The 22,501-nt window shown below is 71.3% G+C and carries 19 protein-coding genes and 1 pseudogene; 10 read left to right on the top strand and 10 right to left on the bottom strand.

Features of this window, described 5'->3' with window-relative positions; all coding sequences use genetic code 11:
* Positions 1 to 183: 183 nt before the first annotated feature.
* The gene (locus EAO75_RS30520) at positions 184 to 1,881 is read right to left on the bottom strand and encodes an MBL fold metallo-hydrolase (protein ID WP_147998377.1); all 1,698 of its coding nucleotides are present in this window, start codon (positions 1,879 to 1,881) and stop codon (positions 184 to 186) included.
* 217 nt (positions 1,882 to 2,098) lie between these two features.
* On the opposite strand from EAO75_RS30520, the gene EAO75_RS30515 reads away from it, so the two are divergent.
* The 3 genes from EAO75_RS30515 to EAO75_RS30505 all read left to right on the top strand — a co-directional run bounded on the left by EAO75_RS30515 (position 2,099) and on the right by EAO75_RS30505 (position 4,897).
* Positions 2,099 to 3,187, top strand: a complete 1,089-nt coding sequence (locus EAO75_RS30515) for an S-(hydroxymethyl)mycothiol dehydrogenase (RefSeq protein WP_147998376.1) — start codon at positions 2,099 to 2,101, stop codon at positions 3,185 to 3,187.
* Positions 3,187 to 3,816, top strand: a complete 630-nt coding sequence (locus EAO75_RS30510) for an MBL fold metallo-hydrolase (RefSeq protein WP_147998375.1) — start codon at positions 3,187 to 3,189, stop codon at positions 3,814 to 3,816. Before EAO75_RS30515 ends, EAO75_RS30510 begins: the two co-directional genes overlap by 1 nt.
* Before the next feature lie 166 nt (positions 3,817 to 3,982).
* Positions 3,983 to 4,897: an SDR family oxidoreductase gene (locus EAO75_RS30505; protein WP_147998374.1), complete on the top strand. Its 915-nt coding sequence runs from the start codon at positions 3,983 to 3,985 to the stop codon at positions 4,895 to 4,897.
* Here EAO75_RS30505 and EAO75_RS30500 read toward each other — a convergent pair.
* Positions 4,888 to 5,436 carry a hypothetical protein gene (locus EAO75_RS30500; RefSeq protein WP_147998373.1) on the bottom strand — a complete coding sequence of 183 codons (549 nt, stop codon included), beginning with the start codon at positions 5,434 to 5,436 and terminating at the stop codon, positions 4,888 to 4,890. The two genes, EAO75_RS30505 and EAO75_RS30500, sit on opposite strands and share 10 nt — an antisense overlap.
* 50 nt (positions 5,437 to 5,486) lie before the next feature.
* On the opposite strand from EAO75_RS30500, the pseudogene EAO75_RS30495 reads away from it, so the two are divergent.
* Positions 5,487 to 6,276 (top strand): annotated as a pseudogene (locus tag EAO75_RS30495) (SDR family NAD(P)-dependent oxidoreductase).
* Positions 6,277 to 6,403: 127 nt separating this feature from the next.
* Positions 6,404 to 7,105, top strand: coding sequence for a L,D-transpeptidase (locus EAO75_RS30490; protein ID WP_147998372.1), 702 nt, complete (start codon positions 6,404 to 6,406; stop codon positions 7,103 to 7,105).
* A 43-nt stretch (positions 7,106 to 7,148) separates the two neighbouring features.
* Here EAO75_RS30490 and EAO75_RS30485 read toward each other — a convergent pair whose 3' ends face one another.
* Genes EAO75_RS30485 through EAO75_RS30470 form a run of 4 tightly spaced genes read right to left on the bottom strand, consistent with a single transcriptional unit; the run spans position 7,149 to position 11,641 of the window.
* Positions 7,149 to 8,351, bottom strand: a complete 1,203-nt coding sequence (locus tag EAO75_RS30485; RefSeq protein ID WP_147998675.1) for a Gfo/Idh/MocA family protein — start codon at positions 8,349 to 8,351, stop codon at positions 7,149 to 7,151.
* A gap of 14 nt (positions 8,352 to 8,365) precedes the next feature.
* Positions 8,366 to 9,715, bottom strand: coding sequence for an ABC transporter substrate-binding protein (locus EAO75_RS30480; protein WP_187284643.1), 1,350 nt, complete (start codon positions 9,713 to 9,715; stop codon positions 8,366 to 8,368).
* 10 nt (positions 9,716 to 9,725) lie between these two features.
* A complete protein-coding gene (locus EAO75_RS30475) occupies positions 9,726 to 10,658 on the bottom strand; it encodes a carbohydrate ABC transporter permease (protein ID WP_147998371.1) in 933 nt (310 codons plus the stop codon).
* Positions 10,659 to 10,675: 17 nt separating this feature from the next.
* The gene (locus tag EAO75_RS30470) at positions 10,676 to 11,641 is read right to left on the bottom strand and encodes a carbohydrate ABC transporter permease (protein WP_147998370.1); all 966 of its coding nucleotides are present in this window, start codon (positions 11,639 to 11,641) and stop codon (positions 10,676 to 10,678) included.
* A 164-nt stretch (positions 11,642 to 11,805) separates the two neighbouring features.
* On the opposite strand from EAO75_RS30470, the gene EAO75_RS30465 reads away from it, so the two are divergent.
* Entirely contained in the window at positions 11,806 to 12,966 is a 1,161-nt protein-coding gene (locus EAO75_RS30465; protein WP_147998369.1) for an ROK family transcriptional regulator, read from the top strand.
* A gap of 100 nt (positions 12,967 to 13,066) precedes the next feature.
* Positions 13,067 to 13,252 (top strand): hypothetical protein, encoded by a 186-nt coding sequence (locus tag EAO75_RS30460; RefSeq protein WP_147998368.1) that lies wholly within the window; start codon positions 13,067 to 13,069, stop codon positions 13,250 to 13,252.
* 157 nt (positions 13,253 to 13,409) lie between these two features.
* Here EAO75_RS30460 and EAO75_RS30455 read toward each other — a convergent pair whose 3' ends face one another.
* The gene (locus EAO75_RS30455) at positions 13,410 to 14,777 is read right to left on the bottom strand and encodes a S1 family peptidase (RefSeq protein WP_147998367.1); all 1,368 of its coding nucleotides are present in this window, start codon (positions 14,775 to 14,777) and stop codon (positions 13,410 to 13,412) included.
* Between the two features lie 171 nt (positions 14,778 to 14,948).
* Between EAO75_RS30455 and EAO75_RS30450 the strand changes: the two genes are divergently transcribed.
* Together EAO75_RS30450 and EAO75_RS30445 are read left to right on the top strand one after the other, a co-directional pair.
* A complete protein-coding gene (locus tag EAO75_RS30450) occupies positions 14,949 to 16,127 on the top strand; it encodes a MalY/PatB family protein (protein WP_147998366.1) in 1,179 nt (392 codons plus the stop codon).
* A 53-nt stretch (positions 16,128 to 16,180) separates the two neighbouring features.
* Positions 16,181 to 16,567 (top strand): PPOX class F420-dependent oxidoreductase, encoded by a 387-nt coding sequence (locus EAO75_RS30445; protein ID WP_147998365.1) that lies wholly within the window; start codon positions 16,181 to 16,183, stop codon positions 16,565 to 16,567.
* A 28-nt stretch (positions 16,568 to 16,595) separates the two neighbouring features.
* Here EAO75_RS30445 and EAO75_RS30440 read toward each other — a convergent pair whose 3' ends face one another.
* Positions 16,596 to 19,370, bottom strand: coding sequence for a hypothetical protein (locus tag EAO75_RS30440; protein ID WP_147998364.1), 2,775 nt, complete (start codon positions 19,368 to 19,370; stop codon positions 16,596 to 16,598).
* Positions 19,371 to 19,539: 169 nt separating this feature from the next.
* Between EAO75_RS30440 and EAO75_RS30435 the strand changes: the two genes are divergently transcribed.
* Positions 19,540 to 20,934 (top strand): Gfo/Idh/MocA family protein, encoded by a 1,395-nt coding sequence (locus EAO75_RS30435; RefSeq protein WP_147998363.1) that lies wholly within the window; start codon positions 19,540 to 19,542, stop codon positions 20,932 to 20,934.
* Here EAO75_RS30435 and EAO75_RS30430 read toward each other — a convergent pair.
* Together EAO75_RS30430 and EAO75_RS30425 are read right to left on the bottom strand one after the other, a co-directional pair.
* Complete coding sequence (locus EAO75_RS30430; RefSeq protein ID WP_147998362.1) at positions 20,916 to 21,329, bottom strand: Zn-ribbon domain-containing OB-fold protein; 414 nt, start codon at positions 21,327 to 21,329, stop codon at positions 20,916 to 20,918. The two genes, EAO75_RS30435 and EAO75_RS30430, sit on opposite strands and share 19 nt — an antisense overlap.
* A gap of 167 nt (positions 21,330 to 21,496) precedes the next feature.
* Positions 21,497 to 22,264: a TetR family transcriptional regulator gene (locus EAO75_RS30425; RefSeq protein ID WP_147998361.1), complete on the bottom strand. Its 768-nt coding sequence runs from the start codon at positions 22,262 to 22,264 to the stop codon at positions 21,497 to 21,499.
* Positions 22,265 to 22,501 lie beyond the last annotated feature (237 nt).

Below are 22,501 nucleotides of genomic sequence, written 5' to 3'. Positions count from 1 at the left end.
GGCGGGGGTGGCGGGGGTGCGTCCGCGTGACCCTGGAGGGCGCGCCGMGGCGCGTGGTGGGCGCTCGGCGGCCGGACACGACCGTCGGGTCCGCCTACGGGGTGGCGGTACGGCCCACCGCTCGGGTTCCGGGAGCGGCGGCCGGAGCCGGGCGGGATGCGAAGTGAGCCTTCGATCGGGACGTCACTCCTCACCGGACGCCCCCGYCMCCGTCACTGCGGGGAGCCCCGACTCGGTCACCACCGCAAACCCCGCCTCCACCCAGGCCCGCATCCCCCCGACCACGTCCACGACGTCGGCGCCGCGTGCCGAGAGAATGGCCGCCGCCTCGCGGGACCGCTTGCCGGAGCGGCAGATGGTGATGACCGGGCGGGACCGCGCGGACTCGGGGAGGGGCTCGCCGGCGGACAGGGCGGACAGGGGTGCGAGGACGGCGCCGGGGGCGTGGCCCTCGGCCCACTCCTGTGCCTCGCGGACGTCCACGAGGACCGCGCCCGCGCCTGCCCGCTCCTGCGCCTCGGCCGGCGTGACGCGGGCCATGGGCAGCCCGGCCGTGCGGGCCGAGTCGAAGGAGTCGTCGACGGCGACGACATCGCGTCCCGCCGCGTCGAGAAGCGAGGCGGCGATGGCGGCGCGCATGCCTCCGGCGCAGTGCACCCACACGGTGCCGTCGGGTATCTCGGAGAGCCGGCCGCGCAGTTCGTGCAGCGGGATGTGCACCGACCCCTTGATATGTCCGGCGTGGCGCTCGGAGTCGCGCCGTACGTCCAGGGTGACCACGCCGTGCTGCGCGGCGAGGTCGGTGAAGGTGGCCCGGGGGAAGGAGCGCGGGCGCTCGCCCGGTCGTACCCAGTCCGCCGGGGAACCGGTGGCCGCCGCGGCCGGCCGGTCGATGCCGACGCGGACCAGTTCCCGCTGGGCGTCGGCGAGTTGGGCGGGCGTCTCGGCCAGCAGGGTCACCGGCTTGCCCCAGGGCAGCAGCCAGGCCAGGTAGGTGGCCGGCTGCCCGTCCGCCTCGAAGTTGACCGCCCCGGCGACATGGCCCTCGGCGAACGCCACGCGATGGCGCAGGTCCACCACCCACTCCCCGGCGGCCAGCCGCGCCGCGATCTCTTCGGCGTCGGCCCGGCGGGGCGGTGTCAGGTCCACCGGAGCCGGGCCCCGCGCGTTCGCGGGCCCCATGTGCGCGTAGTACGCGGGCACGTCGTCCAGCCCGGCGAGCAGCTCCGCGACGAAGGTGTCGACGTCCTTGACGAGGGCGTCGTTGACCTGCCGCTCATGCCCGATGGTCGTCGCCGCCCCACCGTCCGCGTGACCGGCCGAACAGAAGCTGCCGAAGCCGTGTGTGGGCAGCACCCGCGTCTCGTCCGGCAGCTCGTCCGCAAGCCGGTGCGCCGAGTCGTACTGCGCCCGCGCCAGCCCCCCGGTGAGCCCGGGCTCGACCAGGTCGGGCCGGCCCACGGTGCCGATCAGCAGGGAGCCGCCCGTGAAGACGGCCACCGCGCGTCCCGCCTCCTCCAGCACGTACGACGTGTGGTGCGGGGTGTGCCCGGGAGTGGCCAGGGCGCGCAGCACCAGGTCGTCCTCGATCCGCGTACGGTCCCCGTCGGCGACCGGGACCCGGTCGTAGGCGACCCGCGCCGCGGCCGGCACGAGATAGGCGGCGCCGGTGAGCCGGGCCAGCTCCAGGCCGCCGGTCACGTAGTCGTTGTGGATGTGGGTCTCCACCACATGGGTGATGCGCACACCCCGCCGCGCGGCGGCCGTGATCACCCGGTCGATGTCCCGCGGCGGATCGACCACCACGGCGCTGTGCGCACCGCCCGCCAGATAGCCGCGGTTGCCCAGTCCCGGTACGTCGATGGTGTCGACGAAGTACACGGCAGCACTCCTCTCCTGTCCTGGTGAAGCCCGTGCCCGCCCCGGTGATCAGAATTACCCCCGGGGGTATATGGACCACCGTAGCAAAGTACCCCCGGGGGTATTCGAGGGGAGTGGCCGGAAGCGGATGTGAAGGCCCCCACTCCGTGCCTTTACCGATCAGTCGCGTCTAGGGTCGGAACTGGACGAAGATCCGCCGAGGGAAGGGCTGAGCACCATGGCGCAGGAAGTGCGGGGCGTGATCGCACCGGGCAAGGACGAGGCCGTGCGCGTGGAGACGATCGTCGTGCCGGATCCGGGGCCGGGAGAAGCCGTCGTACGGGTCCAGGCCTGCGGCGTCTGCCACACCGACCTGCACTACAAGCAGGGCGGCATCAGCGACGACTTCCCGTTCCTGCTCGGTCATGAGGCGGCCGGAGTGGTGGAGTCCGTCGGCGACGGTGTCACGGACGTCGAACCCGGCGACTTCGTGATCCTCAACTGGCGTGCCGTGTGCGGGAACTGCCGGGCCTGTCTGCGCGGCCGGCCCTGGTACTGCTTCGCCACCCACAACGCAGGCCAGAAGATGACCCTCGCGGCCACCGGCCAGGAGCTCTCCCCGGCCCTCGGCATCGGCGCCTTCGCGGAGAAGACGCTGGTGGCGGCAGGGCAATGCACCAAGGTCGACCCGGCTGTGTCCCCGGCCGTCGCCGGGCTGCTGGGCTGCGGGGTGATGGCCGGCATCGGCGCGGCGATCAACACGGGCAACGTGGGCCGCGGCGACAGCGTGGCGGTCATCGGCTGCGGCGGAGTCGGCGACGCGGCCGTCGCGGGCTCGAACCTGGCCGGCGCCGCGAAGATCATCGCCGTGGACATCGACGACCGCAAGCTGGCCAAGGCCCGCTCGATGGGCGCCACCCACACGATCAACTCCCGCGAGACCGATCCGGTCGAGGCGATCCGCGAGCTGACCGGCGGTTTCGGCGCCGACGTCGTCATCGAGGCGGTCGGCCGCCCGGAGACGTACAAGCAGGCCTTCTACGCCCGTGACCTCGCCGGCACCGTCGTCCTGGTCGGCGTACCGACCCCCGAGATGAAGCTGGAGCTGCCGCTCCTGGACGTCTTCGGCCGCGGCGGGGCGCTGAAGTCCTCCTGGTACGGCGACTGCCTGCCCTCCCGGGACTTCCCGATGCTGATCGACCTGCATCTGCAAGGCCGCCTGGACCTGGGCGCTTTCGTCACCGAGACGATCGCGCTGGACGAGGTGGAGAAGGCGTTCGAGCGAATGCACCAGGGCGACGTCCTGCGCTCGGTGGTGGTGTTCTGATGGCCGCCCGCATCGAACGCCTCGTCACCTCCGGGCAGTTCAGCCTCGACGGCGGCACCTGGGACGTCGACAACAACGTGTGGATCGTCGGCGACGACCACGAGGTCATCGTCATCGACGCCGCCCACGACGCCGACGCCATCGCCGAGGCCGTCGGCGACCGGCATCTGACGGCGATCGTGTGCACCCACGCCCACAACGACCACATCGACGCCGCGCCCGCCCTGGCCGACCGCACCGGCGCCACGATCTGGCTGCACCCCGACGACCTGCCGCTGTGGAAGCTGACCCACCCGGACCGCGCCCCCGACGCCCATCTCCTGGACGGCCAGGTCATCGAGGCGGCGGGCGCCGACCTGACCGTCCTGCACACCCCGGGGCACGCGCCGGGCGCGGTGTGCCTGCACGACCCGGGCCTAGGCGTCGTCTTCACCGGCGACACCCTCTTCCAGGGCGGCCCCGGCGCCACCGGCCGCTCCTACTCCCACTTCCCGACGATCGTCGGCTCCATCCGCGACCGGCTGCTCACCCTCCCGCCCGAGACCAAGGTCCTCACCGGCCACGGTGACGCGACCACCATCGGCGCGGAGGCGCCACACCTCCAGGAGTGGATCGACCGCGGTCACTGAGGTCGGAACCGGCCGGACCGGAAGGCGATTTGGACGCGCGCCTGCGCCCGGCCGGGTGACCCTCGCGCAAAAGGCCGCGCCCTCCCCGTAAAAGACGACAGAAGATGTCCGGCTTACCCGGCACCCTCGATGGCGACACCACACATGAGGGCACGGGAGGCCGGACATGTCACAGCCGCTCAAGGACAAGGTCGCACTGGTCGCCGGGGCGACACGAGGCGCCGGACGCGGCATCGCCGTGGAGCTCGGGGCGGCCGGAGCCACCGTCTACGTCACCGGACGCAGCACGCGCGCCCGGCGCTCGGAGTACGACCGCCCGGAGACGATCGAGGACACCGCCGACCTGGTCACCGAGGCGGGCGGCCAGGGCATCGCCGTACCCACCGACCACCTCGACCCCGCGCAGGTCCGCACCCTCGTGGACCGGATCGCCGACGAACAGGGCCGCCTCGACATCCTCGTCAACGACGTCTGGGGCGGCGAGAAGCTCTTCGCCTGGGACAGCCCCGTCTGGGAGCACGACCTCGACAACGGCCTCAGGCTGCTCCGCCTCGCGGTCGAGACACACGCCATCACCAACCACCACGCCCTGCCCTTGCTCCTGCGGACCCCGGGCGGACTGGTCGTCGAGATGACCGACGGCACGGCGGACTACAACAGCGTCAACTACCGCGTCTCCTTCTTCTACGACCTCGCCAAGACGTCCGTGCTGCGCATGGCCTTCTCCCTCGGCCACGAGCTCGGATCACGCGGCGCCACCGCCGTAGCGCTGACCCCTGGCTGGCTGCGCTCGGAGATGATGCTGGACGCCTTCGAGGTGCGCGAGGACAACTGGCGCGACGCTCTCGCACGCGTCCCGCACTTCGCGATCTCCGAGACACCGCGCTACGTCGGCCGGGCCGTCGCCGCCCTCGCCGCCGACCCCGACGTGTCCCGTTGGAACGGCGAGTCCCTCTCCAGCGGGCAGCTCGCCCAGGTCTACGGCTTCACCGACCTCGACGGCAGCCGCCCCGACGCCTGGCGGTACATGGTCGAGGTGCAGGACCCGGGGAAGGCGGCGGACACGGCGGGCTATCGCTGAGGCGGGACCGGGTCGGCCGCCCTGACCGCCCAGCGCGCCGAGTGGCCCGGCGGGAGGCCTAGGTCCTCCCGCACCGCCCTGTAGTAGCCCTCGCGCCCTGTGCGCTGCTGCTCCAGCAGCGCCTTCCACGCTTGCCGATCCTGACTGCCCTCGCGAACGAACCGCTCCATCTCCAACGCCGTCATGACCCATGTCCGTGCCCTGTCCACCACGGTGGGGCTGCCCAGCATGATCAGCGCCTCACCCGAGGGATCCCTGCGGGTGGTGGCGTCGGCCAGCAGCGGCTTGGCCTCGTCGAGGGGCAGGGGATCCGGGTGCGGGTCGATGCCGAGCGCGGCGGCGACCCGGTAGGTCACGGTGACCGTCTTCTTCACCGACTGCGCGTAGTCGGCGTACACCGCGAGGCGCCGCTCCTCCCACCGCGCCGCCTGCTCCCGCCGAAACCTCGCCTGATCGCCCCGCACGACCACGACATACGAACCGAGAGCGCCGACCACGACGCCTAAGAGCGCGGGGAGTTGCTGAATGAACACCGACATGGACGCACGCTATCTGTCCGGATGATCGTCCCGGCACTACGGTTCGCTCCATGACGGACACGACGCGCTTCGCAGGTCACGGAGTCCTGATCACCGGCGCCGCCCGCGGCATCGGTGCCGCTGCCGCACGTCGGTTCGCCGAGGAGGGCGCGAGCGTCCTGCTGACCGACCGGGACGGGCCCGAGGACGGCGGCGGCGCTGCGCGGACGTGGGCTCGCGGCCGAGGCGCTGGCGTGCGACGTCGCCGACCGCGCGTCCGTCGAGGCCGCCGTCGCCCGCGCCGTCGAGGCCTTCGGCTCGCTCGACGTCCTGGTCAACAGTGCGGCCTCCTGCACACCCGACACCGATCTCTTCGAGGACGGCCCGGACGACGCGTGGGCCCTCGACCTCGACGTCACCCTGACCGGCACCTACCGCTGCTGCCGCGCCGCCCTCCCGCACCTGGCCGCCACCGGTCGCGGCGCCATCGTGAACATCGGCTCCGTCAACGCCCTCCAGGACTTCGGCAACCACGCCTACAGCGCCGCCAAGGCCGGCCTCGGCTCCCTCACCCGTACCCTCGCCGGCCACGCCGCCGCGCGCGGCGTCCGCGTCAACCTGGTGACGCCGGGCACGGTGCGCACCTCGGCGTGGGAGGGGCGGGACGCGGAACTCGACGCGATCCGCCCGCTGTATCCCCTGGGCCGGGTCGGCGAGCCCGAGGACATCGCCGCCGCGGTCGCCTTCCTGGCGTCCCGCGACGCGGCCTGGATCACCGGCACCACGCTCACCGTCGACGGCGGCCTGACCGCGGTCAACAGCGGATTCCTGGCGGCCGTCCAGCGCCGGGCCGAGGCCTGAGCCAGGCCCTGCGGGTTGGCGAAATTTCACTGTTCGGTCACAGCCCGGCCGGGAGCACAACCGAACCGCCCGCACACCGGTCTACCTGGCAGAAGTCCACACGAACGCTTAAGGGAAGGGCCCGGCCATGGGGGACATACGCAGACGGCGCGCCGTCGCACTCGGCATCACCGGCGGACTGGTCGCACCGCTCACACTCACGCTCGCCGCCAGCCCGGCACAGGCCGCGCCGAGCTGCACGACCCAGGCCGGCCCGTATCAGAAGCAGGTCGAGAAGTTCCTCGGCCGCCCGGTCGACGGCAGGCAGTCCAGCGCCGACTGCAGGGCCACCCAGGCCTTCCAGACCAAGCACGGCATCACCCCGAACGCCGGCTACGCGGGTCCCGTCACCTGGGGCGTGATGGACCTGATGAACAAGCAGAAGGCCGTCGGGAACAACCCCAACAGGGACGGCAAGTGCCCCGTCAACAAGGGCCGCATCGCCTGCGTGAACCTCACGCTCCAGCTGAGCTGGATCCAGGACGGCAGCAGGCTCGTGTACGGCCCGGTCCCGGTCCGCACCGGCCGTAACGGCTACGAGACCCGCACCGGCCTCAAGAAGATCTACTGGCGCAATATCGACCACGTGTCGACCATCTACAACGTGCCCATGCCCTACTCCCAGTTCTTCGACGGCGGCCAGGCCTTCCACTCGGTCGGCGTCAGCATGTGGAACCCGCCCGGCTCGCACGGCTGCGTCAACATGACGAAGACCGACGCCAAGAAGTACTGGTCGCTGCTGAAGAACGGCGACGACGTCTTCGTGTACGGCCGCAAGCCGGGCACCTGAGTCAGGACAGGCACCCGGCTCGCGGGTCGATGCCGGGGAAACGTCACGCCTCGGGCGCGTCCCCGAAGTCCGGGATCTCCAGCCTGGCCCCGCCCTGCCGCGCGGATTCGTGCGCGACGATGCCCGGCAGGGTGTAGCGGGCGGCGACCCACGCGTTCACGGACGGCAGGCTGCGGGTGTTGACGGCGGTCACGAAGTCGTCCACCAGGAAGTGGTGGCTGCCCTCGTGCCCGTTGTGCAGGTTGTCGAACGCCCGCGGCAGCCGGGCGCGGTCGTGCACCGGCGCCGACCCCGAGGTGAAGGCCGCCCGCAGCTCCGGCGCGATGTGCTGGAGCGACGGGTCGTCGGGGGACATGGTCGGCTTGGGCTCCAGCAACTCGCTGATGTCCTTGACGCCCTTCTTGTCCTGCCACAGGGCCACGGTGGCGAGCTGCTCCATGCTCGCCTCGGTACCGAAGAACCGGAACCGTGACTCCCTGATGTGCGAGGGGTAGCCGACCCGACGGAACTCGTTCGTACGGAACGAGCCACCGCCCGCGACCTCGAACAGCGCGGTCGCGTTCGACACGTCGTTGTCGAACTGGCTGACACCCTTGTCGAAGACGCCGTCGCCCCGGTCGTCCACGACGCCGATCGCCGAGACGCTGACGGCGTGCGTCTGCCAGGCGCCCAGCACCCCGCCCACGGCGTGCGTCGGGTACAGCAGCGGCGGATAGGAGGCGGTCGACTTCCAGTTCTCGCCGCCGCTGTACTGGTACGCCTCGTAGAACCCCAGGTCCATGTCGTGGACGTAGTCGCCCTCGGCGTAGAAGAGCCGCCCGAAGGCCCCCTCGGCGATCTGGTTGCGGGCGTGCACGGTCGCCGGGTTGTACTGGCTGGTCTCGCCCATCATGTACGTCAGGCCGGTCGCCTTGACCGCGTCGATGATCGCCGCGATCTCCTCCGTGGTGATCGCCATGGGGACCGCGGAGTAGACGTGCTTGCCGGCGTTCAGGCCCTGGAGCACCAGCGGGCCGTGGGTCCAGCGCTGGGTGAAGATGGCGACCGCGTCGACGGCCTTCGACTCCAGCATGGCCTCGTACGTCGGGAACGTACCGGCCAGTCCCTGTGCGTCGGCGAGTTGCCCGGCCCGCTCGGGCAGCAGATCGGTGACGTACACGTCGCTGACACCGGGGTGGGCCTGGAACAGCGTGGCGAACTGGCCGGAGAACTGGCCGGCGCCGACGATGCCGAGGGAGAACGTCATGAAGTGTGTGCCTTTCACTGGCCGAGGATGAGGTTGATCTGGTCGTTGGTCCTGGTCAGACCGCTCACCGGGGCGTCGTTGGCGTAGACGTCCTGCATGGCGGGGCGGATCAGGGAGTAGACGTCCGCCGCGTAGTCGGTGATCGGGAAGGAGAAGGTCGTGGAGGTCTTCTTGTCGGTGACCGGTTCGGTGAACGCGGACACGTCGATGCCCTTCTTCTCGTACGCGGCCACCGCCGCCTCCGTGCCGTCAGGGGTGGCGGGGAAGACGATGCCGTAGCCGCCGACGGTCTTCTGGCACTCGTCGGAGGCCAGGTACCGCACCCATTTCTTCGCGCCCTCCTTGTTGCGGGCGTTCTTGGTGACGGAGTCGGCGAGGCCGTTCATCATGGTGGCCCGCTTTCCGGTCGGGCCGACCGGCGTCGGGGCGGTGCCCACTTCGAGGCCCTTGGTGCCGTAGTACGTGGAGATCATCCAGGCGCCGTCGAAGGAGGTGGCCGCCTTGCCGGAGGCGACCTGTGCGTTGGCCGGGTTGGCGCCGTCGGTGTAGTCGGTGAAGGGCGCCAGGTAGCCCTTCTTCGCCAGGCCGAAGTACCAGTCGATGACCGTATGGAAGGTCTCGCTGTCGTACTGGTACTCGGTGCCCCAGCGCGCCTTGTCCGTGTAGTGCCAGCCCGCCGAGGCGGCCAACGGGCTCCAGGTGGTCTGGCCGTCGGCGTCGCCCGCGCCGCCCGTCGCCATCCCGTACACCTTGACGTTGTCCTTGTCGAAGCCCTCCTCGTCACCGCGCTTGCCGTTGTTGTCCACGGTCAGATGCGCGATGGCCTTCTCGAAGGTGCCGCCGTCCTTCGGGTTCCAGGAGAGGGTGTCGAGCTCCTCCGCCGTCAGCCCGGCGTCCTTGACCATCTTCTGGTTGTAGAAGAGGGCGACGGTGTCCCAGTCCTTGGGCGCGCCGTAGCGATGGCCGTCCTGGCCCTTCCAGTTGGCGGCCAGCCCCGCCTGGTAGGCGGAGMCGTCGATGCCGAGGTCGTCGAGCGGTTCGAGCACGTTGAGGTCGGCGAACTGCCCGAACTTCTGGATGTGGTCGGTGAAGACATCCGGCTCGGTGCCCGCGATGAAGCTCGCGGTGAGCTTGGTCCAGTAGTCGGCCCAGCCCAACTGGGTGATCTTCGCCTTCAGGCCCGGGTTCTGCTTCTCGAACCCTTTCGCACAGGCCTGGTAGGCGGGCAGCTGGTTGGCGTCCCACAGCCAGTACGTCACCGTGTTCCCGCCCGACCCGGCCGCACCGCCCTGTGCGCAGCCGGTGGCCAGGGACAGCGCCAGCGCTCCCGTCAGCGCCAGGATCGTCCTGCTTCGAACTCGCATCCCTGTCCCCTTACTTGATCCCGGTGAAGCTGATGGAGCTCACGATGCGGCGTGCGAAGAAGCCGAACAGCACGAGCATCGGAAGGGCGGCGATGAGCGTGGCCGCCATCAGGCCGGACCAGTCGTAGCCGCTCTGCGGGGTCTGTGCCCGGAAGATGGCGAGGGCCACGGTGAGCACACGCGAACTGTCGGTGTAGGACACCATCAACGGCCAGAAGTAGTCGTTCCAGGCGGTGATGTACGTCAGCAGCCCCAGCGTGAGGATCGGCGTGGAGGCCATCGGCAGCATGACCCGGAAGAAGATCCGGATCTTGCCGGCCCCGTCCAGCAGGGCGGCCTCCTCCACCTCCCGCGGCACGTTCATGAAGAACTGCCGGAGGAAGAWCACCGCGAACGGCGTCATGAACATCGTCGGCAGCGCCACGCCCAACAGGGAGTCCACCAGGCCGAGTTGCTTGATCAGCACGAAGTTCGGCAGCAGGGTGAAGATCGCCGGCACCATCAGTCCGGCGAGGAACAGCCCGAACACCTTGTCCCGCCCGCGCCAGCGCAGCCGGGCGAAGGCGTACGCGGCCATGGCGGAGAAGAAGATCTGGCAGACGGTGATCAGTGTCGAGACGACCACCGAGTTGATCAGGTAGCGCCAGAACTTGAGCCCGCCGCCCGAGCCGCCCTGGGCGATCGCCTCCTCGGTCGACTGCAGGCCGAGAGCCCGCTCGAAGCCCCCGGTCGTCGCATCGACCGGCAGCACGTCGCCGGGGTGGGCGGCGAGCGCCGTGTTCGAGGACAGCGCGGTGCGCAGGATCCAGTAGAACGGCAGCAGGGTGATGAGCACGATGGCGGCCATCACCGTCCAGGCCACGATCCGGCCGGGGGAGAGCCTGGGGCGCTGCGTGCGCCGTACGTTCGCCACCTTCGTCGGTGTAGCTGTCACGGCAGCCATGTCGGTCGCTCCCTTCCTCAGCCGAGGTCGCTCTGGCCGGCCCGGGTGAGCCGGTACTGCAGGACGGTGATCGCGCTCAGGACGACGAGCAGCGCGACGGACATCGCCGAGGCGTAGCCGAACTGGAAGCGGCCGAACGCGGCGCCGTAGATGTAGTACTGCAGGACGTTCGTGGCGTTCGCCGGTCCGCCCGCGGTAGTCACCGCGACCGTGTCGAACACCTGGAACGAACCGATCACCGTCATGATCAGCACGACCGCAAGGACGGGCCTGAGCAGCGGCATCGTGATCCGCCAGAACATCCGCCACTCGCTCGCGCCGTCCACCTTCGCGGCCTCGTACATGTCGTTCGGGATCGCCATGAGGCCCGCGAACAGCAGCAGCGCGGTGTAGCCGACGTGCCGCCACACGTTGATCAGGGCGATCGTCGGTATCGCCCAGGTCTCGTCCGCGAGGAACGGGATGCGCTCGGCGCCGAGCCCGGCGATGATCTCGTTGCCGATGCCGAGCTGGGTGTCGAGGATCCAGAGCCAGACGATGCCGGCGACGACGTTGGACATCAGATACGGCGTGAGCACGATCCCGCGCAGCACCGCCGACTGCGTCAGCCGTTGCAGCAGGACGGCGATGGCGAGCGCCGAGACGGTCTGCACGCCGATGTTGATGGCCACGTACTCGACGGTCACCACCATCGAGTCCCAGAAGATCGGGTCGTGGACCATCCGGACGTAGTTGTCCAGGCCCACCCACTGCGCCGGGGTCAGCAGGTTGAAGCGGGTGAAGCTGAGATAGATGCCCCGCAGCGTGGGCCAGAGCAGGAAGGCGGCGAAGCCCAGCAACGCCGGCGCGATGAACACCGCGGCGAGCCGCCCGTCCCCCTGGTTCTCGCGGGTCTGCGCCCGCCGTGTCCGTTGCTTCGTCCCTGCCCCCTCGGCGCCGCCCAGCGGCAGACGCGACGGAGGGCTGCTGGAGGCGATGGTCATCGGGAGACTCCCTCGTCTGCGGCTCGTCCTCGGTCACTTACTTTTGTGGCGGAAGAATCCAGCCGTCAAGAGGCGTGCCGACATCTTCTTCGAGCCGCACGGACGGCCCTAGACTGGCCTGGTTGGTTTTGAGGAGAAAAAAATCATGTGGGAGCCTGACGACCATGACCGCAAGTGCCGCCAGCTGGCTTCCTCTCAGCCCCGGTGAACGCTCGGTGGCGATCGAGGTGCTCCTCGCCGGCCCCTTGTCACGCACCGAACTCGCCCGGCGCCTCGACCTGTCCGCGGGCAGCCTCACCCGGCTCACCAAACCGCTGATCGAGTCGGGCCTCCTCATCGAGGTCCCCGAGGCGGGCGGCCCGGTGGAGGTACGCCAGGGGCGCCCGTCCCAGCCGCTGGACGTCGTGGCCGAATCACGGTCCTTCGTCGGCTACAAGATCACCGAAGACATGGTCTACGGCGTCGTGACCACCCTCAGGAGCGAGATCGTCGCCCGCTACGACCGCCCGCTGACCACCCATGAACCGGCCGGAGTCGTGGCACTGCTGGGGGAGATGACCGCCGAGCTCGCCGCGAGCCACCCCCGTCTCGCCGGCATCGGCATCGGAGTCGGCGGCCTCGTCGAGGACCGAGCCGTGGTCGGGGAGTCCCCGTTCCTGCAGTGGCGTGACGTGCCGCTCGCCGAGCTGGTCGAGGAGCGCACGGGGCTGCCGGTGGTCGTGGAGAACGACGTCGCCGCGCTCGTCGAGGCCGAGACCTGGTTCGGTGCCGGACGCGGCCTCGACCGGTTCGTCGTCCTCACCATCGGCGCCGGCATCGGCTACGGGCTGGTCCTGGGCGGCAAGCGGGTTCCCTACGCCGAGGAGGACCGCGGCTTCGGCCGGCACTGGATCCTCAATCCCAACGGCCCGCTGACCCCCGAGGGGGCTCGGGGCAGTGCCGTCTCCCTCCTGACCATCCCCAACATCCGCTACCAGGTGCGGGCCGCCACCGGCCGTGACCGGAGCTACGAGGAGATCCTGGAGTTCGCCGCGGCCGGGGAGCCGATGCCCGCCCGCGTCATCGAGGAGGCGGCTGCCGCACTGGGCGTCCTGGTCGCGCAGATCGCCAATTTCGTGCTGCCGCAGAAGATCCTTCTCGCCGGCGAGGGGGTGGGGCTGATGGATGTCGCCGGTGCGACTGTGGCGGACACCATGCGCGCTCACCGGCACCCGCTCGCCGCGCCGATCGACATCGAGACCAAGGTGTCCGACTTTCACGACTGGGCCCGTGGCGCCGCCGTTCTCGCCATCCAGGTGCTCGTTCTGGGGGCGATGGACGCCTGAACTCGGCGGCAGTTGTTGAGAGATGGACGTGATCAGCAACACGGTCCGATATGTCCGCATTGAGTGTGCTTACTCACAGCGCCTTCACGCCACGGGCCGTATGCTTCACAGCATGTCCACCACTGTTGAAATCGCCTCCGATCGATCGGCTGACGAGGTCAACGAGGAGATCCGGGCGCTGTGGCGCCGGTCGGGCGGGACACTGAGCGTCGAGCAGCGCGAGGAATACCAGCGCCTCGTCCTGGAGTGGGCCGCAGCGGCCCCGCAGACGGCGAAGGCGGCCTGACCGCTCGCCTCGGCGAAGGCCCAGGACTCTCTCCTCGGCCCGCCTCGCCCCTCGTCGGAAGACCCTCCCGAGGCGCCCCTGACCCAAGGGGTGCCTCTCTCACACCGACCTCGACCCGGGCCGACCCCCCGTCGGCCCGGGAACGGGACGGGACCCGTCACCCCCAGGTCGCCGAGTAGTACCGCCGGTATGCCTTGCGGTCCTGTTCCGCGCGGATGAAGCGGGTCGCCACCAGGGCGACCAGGCTGCCCGCGATGACCAGCAGACCGGGGCCCACGTTCTTCGGGTCCGCGAGCCGGGACAGCAGCGTCTCGACCGCCTCGCCGGCTATCGGGGCCGCCGAACCGGGAGAGGCCTCACCGGGTGCGATGGCACTCTGCGTCGCCGACGGCGCCGGCGCGGCGCCCTGCTGACCCGAGCCGTTCGGCGCCGCCACGATCAGCTTCATGTTCAGCGCGGCCAGCGCCTTGGTCACCGGCTGGAAGAACGTCGTGCCCCCCGAGGCACAGTCACCGCTGCCGCCCGACGTCACACCCAGCGCGATCCCCTCGGAGAACATCGGGCCACCACTGTCCCCGGGTTCGGCGCACACGTTCGTCTCGATGAGCCCGGTGACCGTCCCCTCGGGGTAGTTGACGGTGGCGTTGAGCGCCGTCACCTCACCGTCGCGCAGCCCGCTCGTGCTGCCGCTGCGGAACACCCGCTGCCCGACCGCGGGATCGGCCGCGCCGGTGATCCGCACCCCCTTGCCGGCACCGATGGACACCACCTCGGACCCGGCGCCCGCGTCCCCGCTCGCGTACTGCACCAGCGAGAAGTCACCGCCGGGGAAGCTCTGCTGGACGGTCTGCCCGATCTGCTGGGTGCCCCGGTTGTCGGCGAACCACACCGAACCCTTGGGCCCGCAGTGCCCGGCCGTGAGAATGAAGTCGCGCTGCCCGTCGGTGACGTTGAACCCGGCAGAACAGCGCCCGGCCGTCGACAGCAGCGGCAGCGCGCCGTTCAGCCGCGTCGTGAACGTGCCCTCGGTGCGCTCCATGCGGACGAAGCCGCCCATGCCGTCCGCGAGCTGCGTCATCCGGGACCAGTCGGCGGCCGAGACGGTGCTGTCGCCCTTCACGACGACCTCGTTCGACCGGTAGTCCATCACCCACGCCGTACCGGCCACCCGGGGCGCGGAACGCAAGCTCGACGCCGCCGACTTCAGGTCGTCCATGCTGTGGTCGACCATCTTCGCCTCGGCGCCCGCCTTGCGGACCTCGGCGGCCGCCTCCTCGTCGGTGACGGCGACGACCGGCTTCCCGGCGGCGCTGATCCAGCTGCCCGCCGTACGGGACGTGCCCAGACGGGAGGCCAGGTCGCTGCCGGTGTCGGCGGCCGAGGCGGCGTAGGTGCGCGGGACGGCGGAGGGGTCGCCGGGTTCGCTCGCCACGGCGCGTGTGACCATCGTTCCCCCGAGGAGGATTCCGCCGACGGCCGCCAGCCGTGTCACCCGCCGGACGAGACGTCGTCGTGCGTGCCTCATGCATGGCTCCCGAACCAAGTACAGCGCGGCAGCAACGCCGCGGGGCCCTCCCGGAGTTGAGCACCCTCACTCCATACGCACCCCGGCCCGCCCGCGTTCACCGCACAGGTGATCTTTCTCGCGCGTCCCCGCCCGTTCCGGCCGCCGTACGGCCCGCCTATCTTGAGCCCCATGACGAGGATCCCGCACGAAACGTCCGGTGAACCGAATCCCCTGCACGCCCTCTCCCTCGACCGTCTCCGACGTCGTACGAGCATGAAATGGCGCGCCTACCCCGACGACGTCCTGCCGCTGTGGGTGGCCGAGATGGACGTCATGCCGGCCGAACCCGTCGTCCGCGCCCTCACCGAGGCCCTCGCGCTCGGCGACACCGGCTACCCCGCGGGCACCGGCTACGCCGAGGCGCTCGCCGGTTTCGCTCAGAAGCGGTGGGGCTGGGACGGACTGGCCGTGGAGCGGACGGCGATCGTGCCCGATGTGATGCTGGGCGTGGTCGAGATGCTCAAACTGGTCACCGGACCGGGAGATGCGGTCGTGGTGAACTCACCCGTCTATCCGCCGTTCTACCAGTTCGTCGGCCACATGGACCGGCAGGTGATCGAGGCCCCGCTCGGCGCCGACTTGCGCATCGACCTCGACACGCTGGAGGAGACCTTCCGGCGGGCCACGCAGGGCAATCGCCGCGCCGCCTTCCTGCTGTGCAGCCCCCACAACCCGACCGGCACCGTGCACACCGCCGACGAACTGGCCGCCGTCGCCGCCCTCGCCGAGCGCCACGGCATACGCGTGGTCGTCGACGAGATACACGCACCGCTCACCGCCGGCGGGGTCGCGTTCGTTCCCTATCTCAGCGTCACGGGCGGCGGAAACGGACTGTCGCTGATGTCGGCGTCGAAGGCCTGGAACCTGGCCGGTCTCAAGGCGGCCCTCGCCATCGCCGGCCCCGAGTCCGCAGCCGAGCTGGACCGGATGCCCGAAGAGGTCAGCCACGGGCCGAGCCACCTCGGCATCATCGCCCACAGCGCCGCCCTGCGCGACGGCACCGACTGGCTCGACGCCCTGCTGGCCGGCCTCGACGACAACCGGCGTCTGCTCGCCGACCTCCTCTCCGAGCACCTCCCGGCCATCACCCACCGCCCCGCCGAGGCCACCTACCTCGCCTGGCTCGACTGCCGCGCACTCGGCCTCGGCGACGACGCGGCGGAGATCTTCCTGCACCGCGGCCGGGTCGCCCTCAACTCCGGGATCCCCTTCGGGACGGGCGGCGCGGGGCACGTACGGCTGAACCTGGCGACGTCGCCCGAGCTGATCGCGGAGGGCGTCCGGCGGATGGCGGCGGCGCTCGACTGAGACGGCCGGGGGGTGAGGTTCCGTGTCCCACCCCGCGGCCTACACTTCCCGCCATGGACGACACGTCGCTGGACCAGCTCGGCGCAGGCAAGTACCTGCTCGTCACCAGTTACCGCAAGAACGGCACGGGCGTCCCCACCCCGGTCTGGGTGGTCCGGGACGGGGACGCGCTGGGCGTGTGGACGGTCGCCGACTCCTGGAAGGTCAAGCGCATCCGGGCCCGCGGCGACGTCCTCGTCGGTCCTTGTGACCTGCGCGGCAATCCGACGGGGGACCAGGTCCCGGCGACCGCCGAGATCTGCGACGAGGCGACCAGCGCCCGCTACCGCGGGCTCATCGCCCGCAAGTACGGGATCACCGGCCGCCTCACGCTCTTCGGCAGCCGACTGCGCCGCGGAGCGAACGGCACAGTCGGCGTACGGATCACACTGACGCCCTGACCGAGGTCACGGGCGTCAGTGCGAGGGGTCACGAGGCGTCGAGCACCGTGCCCGTGATCACCGGGGCCCCGGGCTGCGGCTCACCGGAGTCGTCGATCGCCTGGAAGCGCACCGACTCGGCCGGCTCGGCCACCTGGTCCTTGACCGTCGGCACCCGGATCTCCGCGGTCGTCCGCCCGGGCTCGAAGTCCACCCACAGATATATGCCGTCCTTGGACAACGGGCGTTCCGGATCCGGGGACGCGCCGCTCATCTCCTCGTACCAGCGGGGGTCGACGTCCTTCGTCGACAGTTCCCGGCCGCCGGTGACCGGCAGCAGGGCGTACGAGGCACTCACGTTCGCGTCGGCCACCGCGGACAGCGACACCCGCCACTTCAGCGGCTTGCCCTCGGTGACACGGTCGGCGACCGGTGTCAGGGAGACCGTCGGCATCGGGTCGTCGTTCTGGGCGGTCACCCCGCCCAGGTGGGCGCCGACCACAGCGGTGCGGACCGCCTTCACGAACACGTCCCGGCCGGTGTCATAGCCGTAGCGCGTGTTGCCCTCGACCTTCACCGGTACGTCGATGGTGTTCGTGCCGGGCCGGACCGTCACCAGCCGGTCGGTGACGGTGTTCGTGGCCGGGTCCGTGGCGAACACCCGTACCTGCCCGCTGCCCTGCCCGGAGACGTTGACCGGCACGCGGTAGGTCCGTACGCCCGAATCCCCTTCCTTGACGGTCAGTCGGCCGATGTCGACGCGGGGCAGCGGGGCCTCCCGCACCTCGGGCGTGCCCGGCTGCCAGGCCCAGGCGTCCATCAGCCAGGCCCGCCCCGAGCGGGTGCGCGGGGTCAGCTCCAGGGACTTGACGTGCCGCAGGTCCAGCGCGGCCGCGTCGTCCGCCCCGATCGGCACGCGTACCTCGCGCGCCCAGTACGAGGCGGTCCGGTCCGAGCCCGGCAGAGCGTCGACCTTGACGCGGCCGAGGGTGCGGTGCCGTCCGGCGGTGTCGGTGACGGAGACGTCCAGCTGCGTTCCGCTGGTGTTCGGCGGGACGATGACGCGCAGCGCCAGCGCCTTCGAACCGGAGAGGGACAGCGGCCGGTCGGGGCTGATCCGCGCGGCGGACCCGGCCGCGGACCAGCGCAGCGCGACCGCGCGGCGGCCGGGTTCACGGTCGGTCTCCCACTGCGCGAAGTGCGGTGAGGCGCCCGCCGTCTCCGCCGACAGACAGGCCTTGGCCGCGGAGGGGTCCACCGCCGAGCACAGCTTGGCTCCGCTCACGGTGACCTTGCCGTCCGGCAGGAAACCGGCGCCGCGGCGCGCGCCCACCGCGTGGGTGAGGACGGTCGCGGGATCGGCGGAGGGAGCGCGGCGGGCCGAGCCGTCGAGCAGCGGACGCACGCGGTCGTCCTTGGCGACGAACAGCCGTGCCGCCGCCGCGATGTAGGTCGCGCCGGCCTTGTGCTGCTGGTCGGCGGTCAGCCGGGTCCTGGTGCCGGGGGAGCAGACCGGGTCGCGCCGCTCCTCGTCGGTCCAGAAGTCGTCGTCGGCGGGCGCCTCGGCCTGCCCCGGCGTCCACTCGCTGTTGAAGAAGTTGTGGTTGGCGCCCACCACGTACACCGCGCTGTGCAGGGCGGCACCGCGGCTGACCTGGCGGGTGCCGTCGACGTACACCTCGCCCTGGAGGTCGGAGACGTCGCCGTCACAGCCCGGCAGGATCGTCATCGACGGCACGTCCGCGACCGGGTTCTGGCCGAAGATCGTCGGGCCGATGAGCACGGTGCCGCGGATGTGCCAGCGCACCGGGCCGCGGGAGCCGTCCTGCGCCGGCGGCGGCGCGTAAAGGCTGTCCATCGCCGCCCGGTTGACGCCCTCGCCGCCGCGCGAGTGCCCCACGAGCAGCACCCGGGACAGATCGGCCCGGGGCCCCTGCCGTACGGCCGCCGGGGCCGTGTCCGGGTGGGCGGACCAGTCGGCCCAGCGGGCCAGATGCCGGCGCACCAGCGACGAGCGGGCCTGCGCTCCGCCGTCCTCGGCCTGCCAGTCCTGGCCGTTGATGCCGTTGGCGGAGATCGACACCGTCACATAGCCCTGGGAGGCCAGCAGGCGCTGGTCGCGCAGATAGCCGCGGTGGCTTGGCACCGGCTTGGCGCCGGCGGCGCAGGGCCAGTCGCCGGTGAGGTCGCCCTGCGGGGTGTAGCAGGTGGAGTGGCGCCCGTGCAGGAACAGGGCGAGCGGACGGCGGCCCTCGGCGCCCTTGGGCGTCACGACCACGGCCCGCATCTCCACCGGCTCGGCGAATCCGGGCAGCCGCACCGGGTCGAGGTCGTACTCGCCCGTGACGGTCCGGTACGTGCCCGGCTTGCCGGGGTCGACGGCGTTCGCCGGCGGCCGCTGCGGGACGGTCACTCCCGAGCGTGCGCCGGAGGAAGAGCCGGGGGCGGCGTCGGGCGCGTCCAACCGGCGCCCCGCGGCCCGCACTTGCAGGTCCTGCACGGAGTCCAGCCGGACCCCGTCGAGGCCGAGGCGGAACGTCCGCCCGTCCTTGGCCGGCGCCGGATGGCCGAGCAGCCGGTCACCGGCGTAGAACTCGACCCGGGCGTCCCCCATGGGCACCCGTTCGTCCGACCGCCAGACCAGTTTGCGCGCCGATCCCTCACCGGTGACGCTCCAGTCCGGCGGCAGCCCCTCGCCGCTGTCGGCCGACTCCGCGGGCGGTCTTGTCCCGGTCGCCGGTTGGGCCTGGGCCCATCCTGGCGACGACCCCACGATCGCGAGCACCGCCGCGGCGGTGACCCATATTCGCCGGGCACGATTCACGTGCCCCTCCTTCCGTTCGCTCCGGGACGGACGGTCCCGGGCCCTCACCCCGGGAGGACGGAAGGAGTTGGTCGTGCGTTGCCTGTGAAGAGAGAGAAAGGCGACCGGCGACCGGCCCATCGGCACGCGGACAGGACTGGGCGGGCGCCCGACGGGAAAGGCCACCCCAATGAGCCCAACTCCCGGGCGCCGCACCGCCGTTGTCGGCACCGGTCACCGCGCCCAGACCTTCACCCGGGCCCTGGCGGCACGTCCCCACCATCTCGTCGCCGCCCTGTGCGACCCCAGCCCCACCCGCATGGCCTTCCACAACCGGCTGCTGGCCGACGCGGGCGAATCCACCGCCACCCAGTGGGAGCCCGGCCGTTTCGCCGACATGCTCGCCAAGGAGGACATCGACGAGGTCGTCGTCACCACCGTCGACGCCGAGCACGACCGCTACATCGTCCCCGCCCTGAAGGCGGGCTGCCGCGTGGTCACCGAGAAACCGATGACCGTCGACGTGGACCGCTGCGCCCGCATCCTCCACACCGTCCGGGAAACCGGCAACTCCCTCACCGTCGCCTTCAACTACCGCTTCAACCCCGTGCACGAGAAGGTCCGCGAGCTGCTCGCCGGGGGTGCGATCGGCGAGATCCTCTCCGTCCACTTCGAGTGGCTGCTCGACGTACGCCACGGCGCCGACTACTTCCGCCGCTGGCACCGGGAGAAGCCCCGCAGCGGCGGCCTGATGGTGCACAAGTCAGGTCACCACTTCGACCTGGTCAACTGGTGGCTGGCGGACGAACCGAGTGACGTCTTCGGCTACGGCCGACTCGGCTTCTACGGCCCTGCGGCGGGCGAACGGCACGGGCTGCGCCGGGACTACGACCGCGCCCACGGCGCCGACCAGGCAGCCGACGACCCCTTCGCCCTGGACCTGGCGGCCAACGAGACCCTGCGCGCGCTCTACCTCGACGCCGAGCGCGACGACGGGTATGTGCGCGACCGCAACGTCTTCGGCGGGCCCGTCACCATCGAGGACGACATGGCCGTCCTGGTGCGCTACGCCGGGGGCGCCACGATGACGTACCACCTCACCGCGTACTCCCCGTGGGAGGGCTACCGCGTGATGTTCAACGGCAGCGCCGGCCGGCTGGAACTGGAGGTGGAGGAGAGCCGCTGGCAGCCGCCCACGACCCGGATCGGCTCCGACAGCGGCGCGCTGCACGGGGACACGGCCGCCGAGCGCGCGGCCGGGGCACGGCTCATGCTGCGTCCGCTGTGGCGGGCCCCGGTGGACATCCCCCTCGTGACCGCCCACGAGGCGCACGGCGGGGGAGACCCACGGATGCTCGACGCCTTGTTCGGCCGCGTCGATCCCGGGGGGTCGGCAGACGTGCGTACGGTGCCGGGCGCGGTGGCGCATCCCACGGCCACCGAACGCGACGGCGCGCTGGCCCTGGCCGTCGGGCTCGCCGCGAACCAGTGCTTCGAGACGGGACAGCCCGTCGCCGTACGGGAGTTGGTGCCCGGACTCCGGGCGGACTCAGACGGGCAGGGGGATCAGGTCCAGGCCCGGTAGGGCTCGTCGACCAGCTGGAACACCGGCTCGCCGCGGACCGGGTCCTTCGCCGTGGACAGCCGGACCCGGTCCCCGCTGTGAATGCCGATGACCGGGCCCATGACCCGGCCGCGCACGACGAACCCCTCGGCCATCTCGATGAGCGACACATTGCGGGCGGCGGGGGTGTTGCGATGGACCACCGTGGAGTGCCGGACCGTCCCCACGCCCTCGCTGCGCTCCGTGCGCAGTTCGCTGCCCTGGCAGACCGGGCACAGCAGGCGGTGGTACATGGAGGTGCCGCACCAGGTACAGCGCTGGAAGACGATGGTCTCCGTGTCGGGCGCCGCACGGTCGAGTACACCCGCCGCGAAGCCGACGGTCTGACTGGCAACGCTTCCTGAGTGGTGGTACACGCTGGTCAACTCCCTGCGCTCGGCCGGAATCCCACGTGCGCGGGTCGCCCGTGCACGCACGTGCCCGGTTCACCGTGCCACCGTGCACGCCGCCAGCGTATGGCACTCAGTGCCACACGTAAAGGCACTCCGTTCCCCGAATCTGGCGAGGTGTGACCGGGTGCCGATCAGTCGCGTTCGAGCGTGGCCTCGATCTCCTGGACCACCCGCCACAGCGGGGCGCCGCGCCGGGACACGACCACCACCACGTCCTGAGGCGTCTCGGCACGCAAGGGCGGCGGGGGAGGGGCCGTACCGAAGGCGGACTGCACATATCCGAGGGCGTGGTCCACCGCGGCGCCCGAGTCGTCCTGGCCGTCCGAGCGCAGCCAGGAGCGCAGCGCGTTGTTGTGCGCAGCGACCACGGCGGCGGCGATCACGTCGGCCTGGAGCGTGCCGTCGCGCCGGCCCGCGAAGCGCTCGCGCAGATACTCGGCCAGGGCCCGCTCGTAGCGCCAGACGACCGACAGCTCGTACGCGCGCAGCCCGGGCACCTGCTTCGTGAGCCGGTAGCGCTGCACCGAGAAGGTCGGGTTCTCCGCGTACATGCGCAGCACCAGCCGGGCCGCGTCGCACACCCGGCGCACCGGCTCGTGTTCCGCGCCGCTCGCGGCGAGGAAGGCCGTCATGTCGGCCAGACAGCGCTCGTGGTCCGGGAAGACCACGTCCTCCTTGGACGGGAAGTAGCGGAAGAACGACCGGCGTCCGACGCCGGCCAGCGCCACGATGTCGTCGACGGTCGTCTGCTCGTAGCCCCGCTCCAGGAACAGCTGGAAGGCCGCCGCGACCAGGGCGTCCCGCATCGGGGGCTTGGATGCCGCGGAGTCCGCGCCATCCGCCTTGTCCGGCTTCTCGGACCGCGGGCCGCGGCCGGGCGCCGCGCTGCTGGAGCTCATGGACGGAACGTAGCACTCGCGGATGCCGGGGGCGGGCGAGCCCGGTCGGCCTCGGAGGGCGGAGCACTCAGTTCCCTCTTCGCGCAGCACTGAGTGCCATCCTGGCATCCGCGAGTGCTACGTTCCGTCCATGAGCTCCAGCASCGCGGCGCCCGGCCGCGGCCCGCGGTCCGAGAAGCCGGACAAGGCGGATGSCGCGGACTCCGCGGCATCCAAGCCCCCGATGCGGGACGCCCT

The sequence above is a fragment of the Streptomyces sp. UW30 genome, from assembly GCF_008042075.1.
In the GTDB taxonomy this organism is placed as follows: Bacteria; Actinomycetota; Actinomycetes; order Streptomycetales; family Streptomycetaceae; genus Streptomyces.
This window is presented reverse-complemented; position numbering and strand designations above follow the sequence as displayed.

What these genes read in the sequence shown, in the direction of transcription:
- EAO75_RS30515 (WP_147998376.1), top strand. Translation starts at nt 2,099, where the DNA reads ATGGCGCAGGAAGTGCGGGGCGTGATCGCACCGGGCAAGGACGAGGCC.
- EAO75_RS30510 (WP_147998375.1), top strand. Translation starts at nt 3,187, where the DNA reads ATGGCCGCCCGCATCGAACGCCTCGTCACCTCCGGGCAGTTCAGCCTC.
- EAO75_RS30505 (WP_147998374.1), top strand. Translation starts at nt 3,983, where the DNA reads ATGTCACAGCCGCTCAAGGACAAGGTCGCACTGGTCGCCGGGGCGACA.
- EAO75_RS30500 (WP_147998373.1), bottom strand. Translation starts at nt 5,436, where the DNA reads ATGTCGGTGTTCATTCAGCAACTCCCCGCGCTCTTAGGCGTCGTGGTC.
- EAO75_RS30490 (WP_147998372.1), top strand. Translation starts at nt 6,404, where the DNA reads ATGGGGGACATACGCAGACGGCGCGCCGTCGCACTCGGCATCACCGGC.
- EAO75_RS30485 (WP_147998675.1), bottom strand. Translation starts at nt 8,351, where the DNA reads ATGACGTTCTCCCTCGGCATCGTCGGCGCCGGCCAGTTCTCCGGCCAG.
- EAO75_RS30470 (WP_147998370.1), bottom strand. Translation starts at nt 11,641, where the DNA reads ATGACCATCGCCTCCAGCAGCCCTCCGTCGCGTCTGCCGCTGGGCGGC.
- EAO75_RS30465 (WP_147998369.1), top strand. Translation starts at nt 11,806, where the DNA reads ATGACCGCAAGTGCCGCCAGCTGGCTTCCTCTCAGCCCCGGTGAACGC.
- EAO75_RS30460 (WP_147998368.1), top strand. Translation starts at nt 13,067, where the DNA reads ATGCTTCACAGCATGTCCACCACTGTTGAAATCGCCTCCGATCGATCG.
- EAO75_RS30455 (WP_147998367.1), bottom strand. Translation starts at nt 14,777, where the DNA reads ATGAGGCACGCACGACGACGTCTCGTCCGGCGGGTGACACGGCTGGCG.
- EAO75_RS30450 (WP_147998366.1), top strand. Translation starts at nt 14,949, where the DNA reads ATGACGAGGATCCCGCACGAAACGTCCGGTGAACCGAATCCCCTGCAC.
- EAO75_RS30445 (WP_147998365.1), top strand. Translation starts at nt 16,181, where the DNA reads ATGGACGACACGTCGCTGGACCAGCTCGGCGCAGGCAAGTACCTGCTC.
- EAO75_RS30435 (WP_147998363.1), top strand. Translation starts at nt 19,540, where the DNA reads ATGAGCCCAACTCCCGGGCGCCGCACCGCCGTTGTCGGCACCGGTCAC.
- EAO75_RS30425 (WP_147998361.1), bottom strand. Translation starts at nt 22,264, where the DNA reads ATGAGCTCCAGCAGCGCGGCGCCCGGCCGCGGCCCGCGGTCCGAGAAG.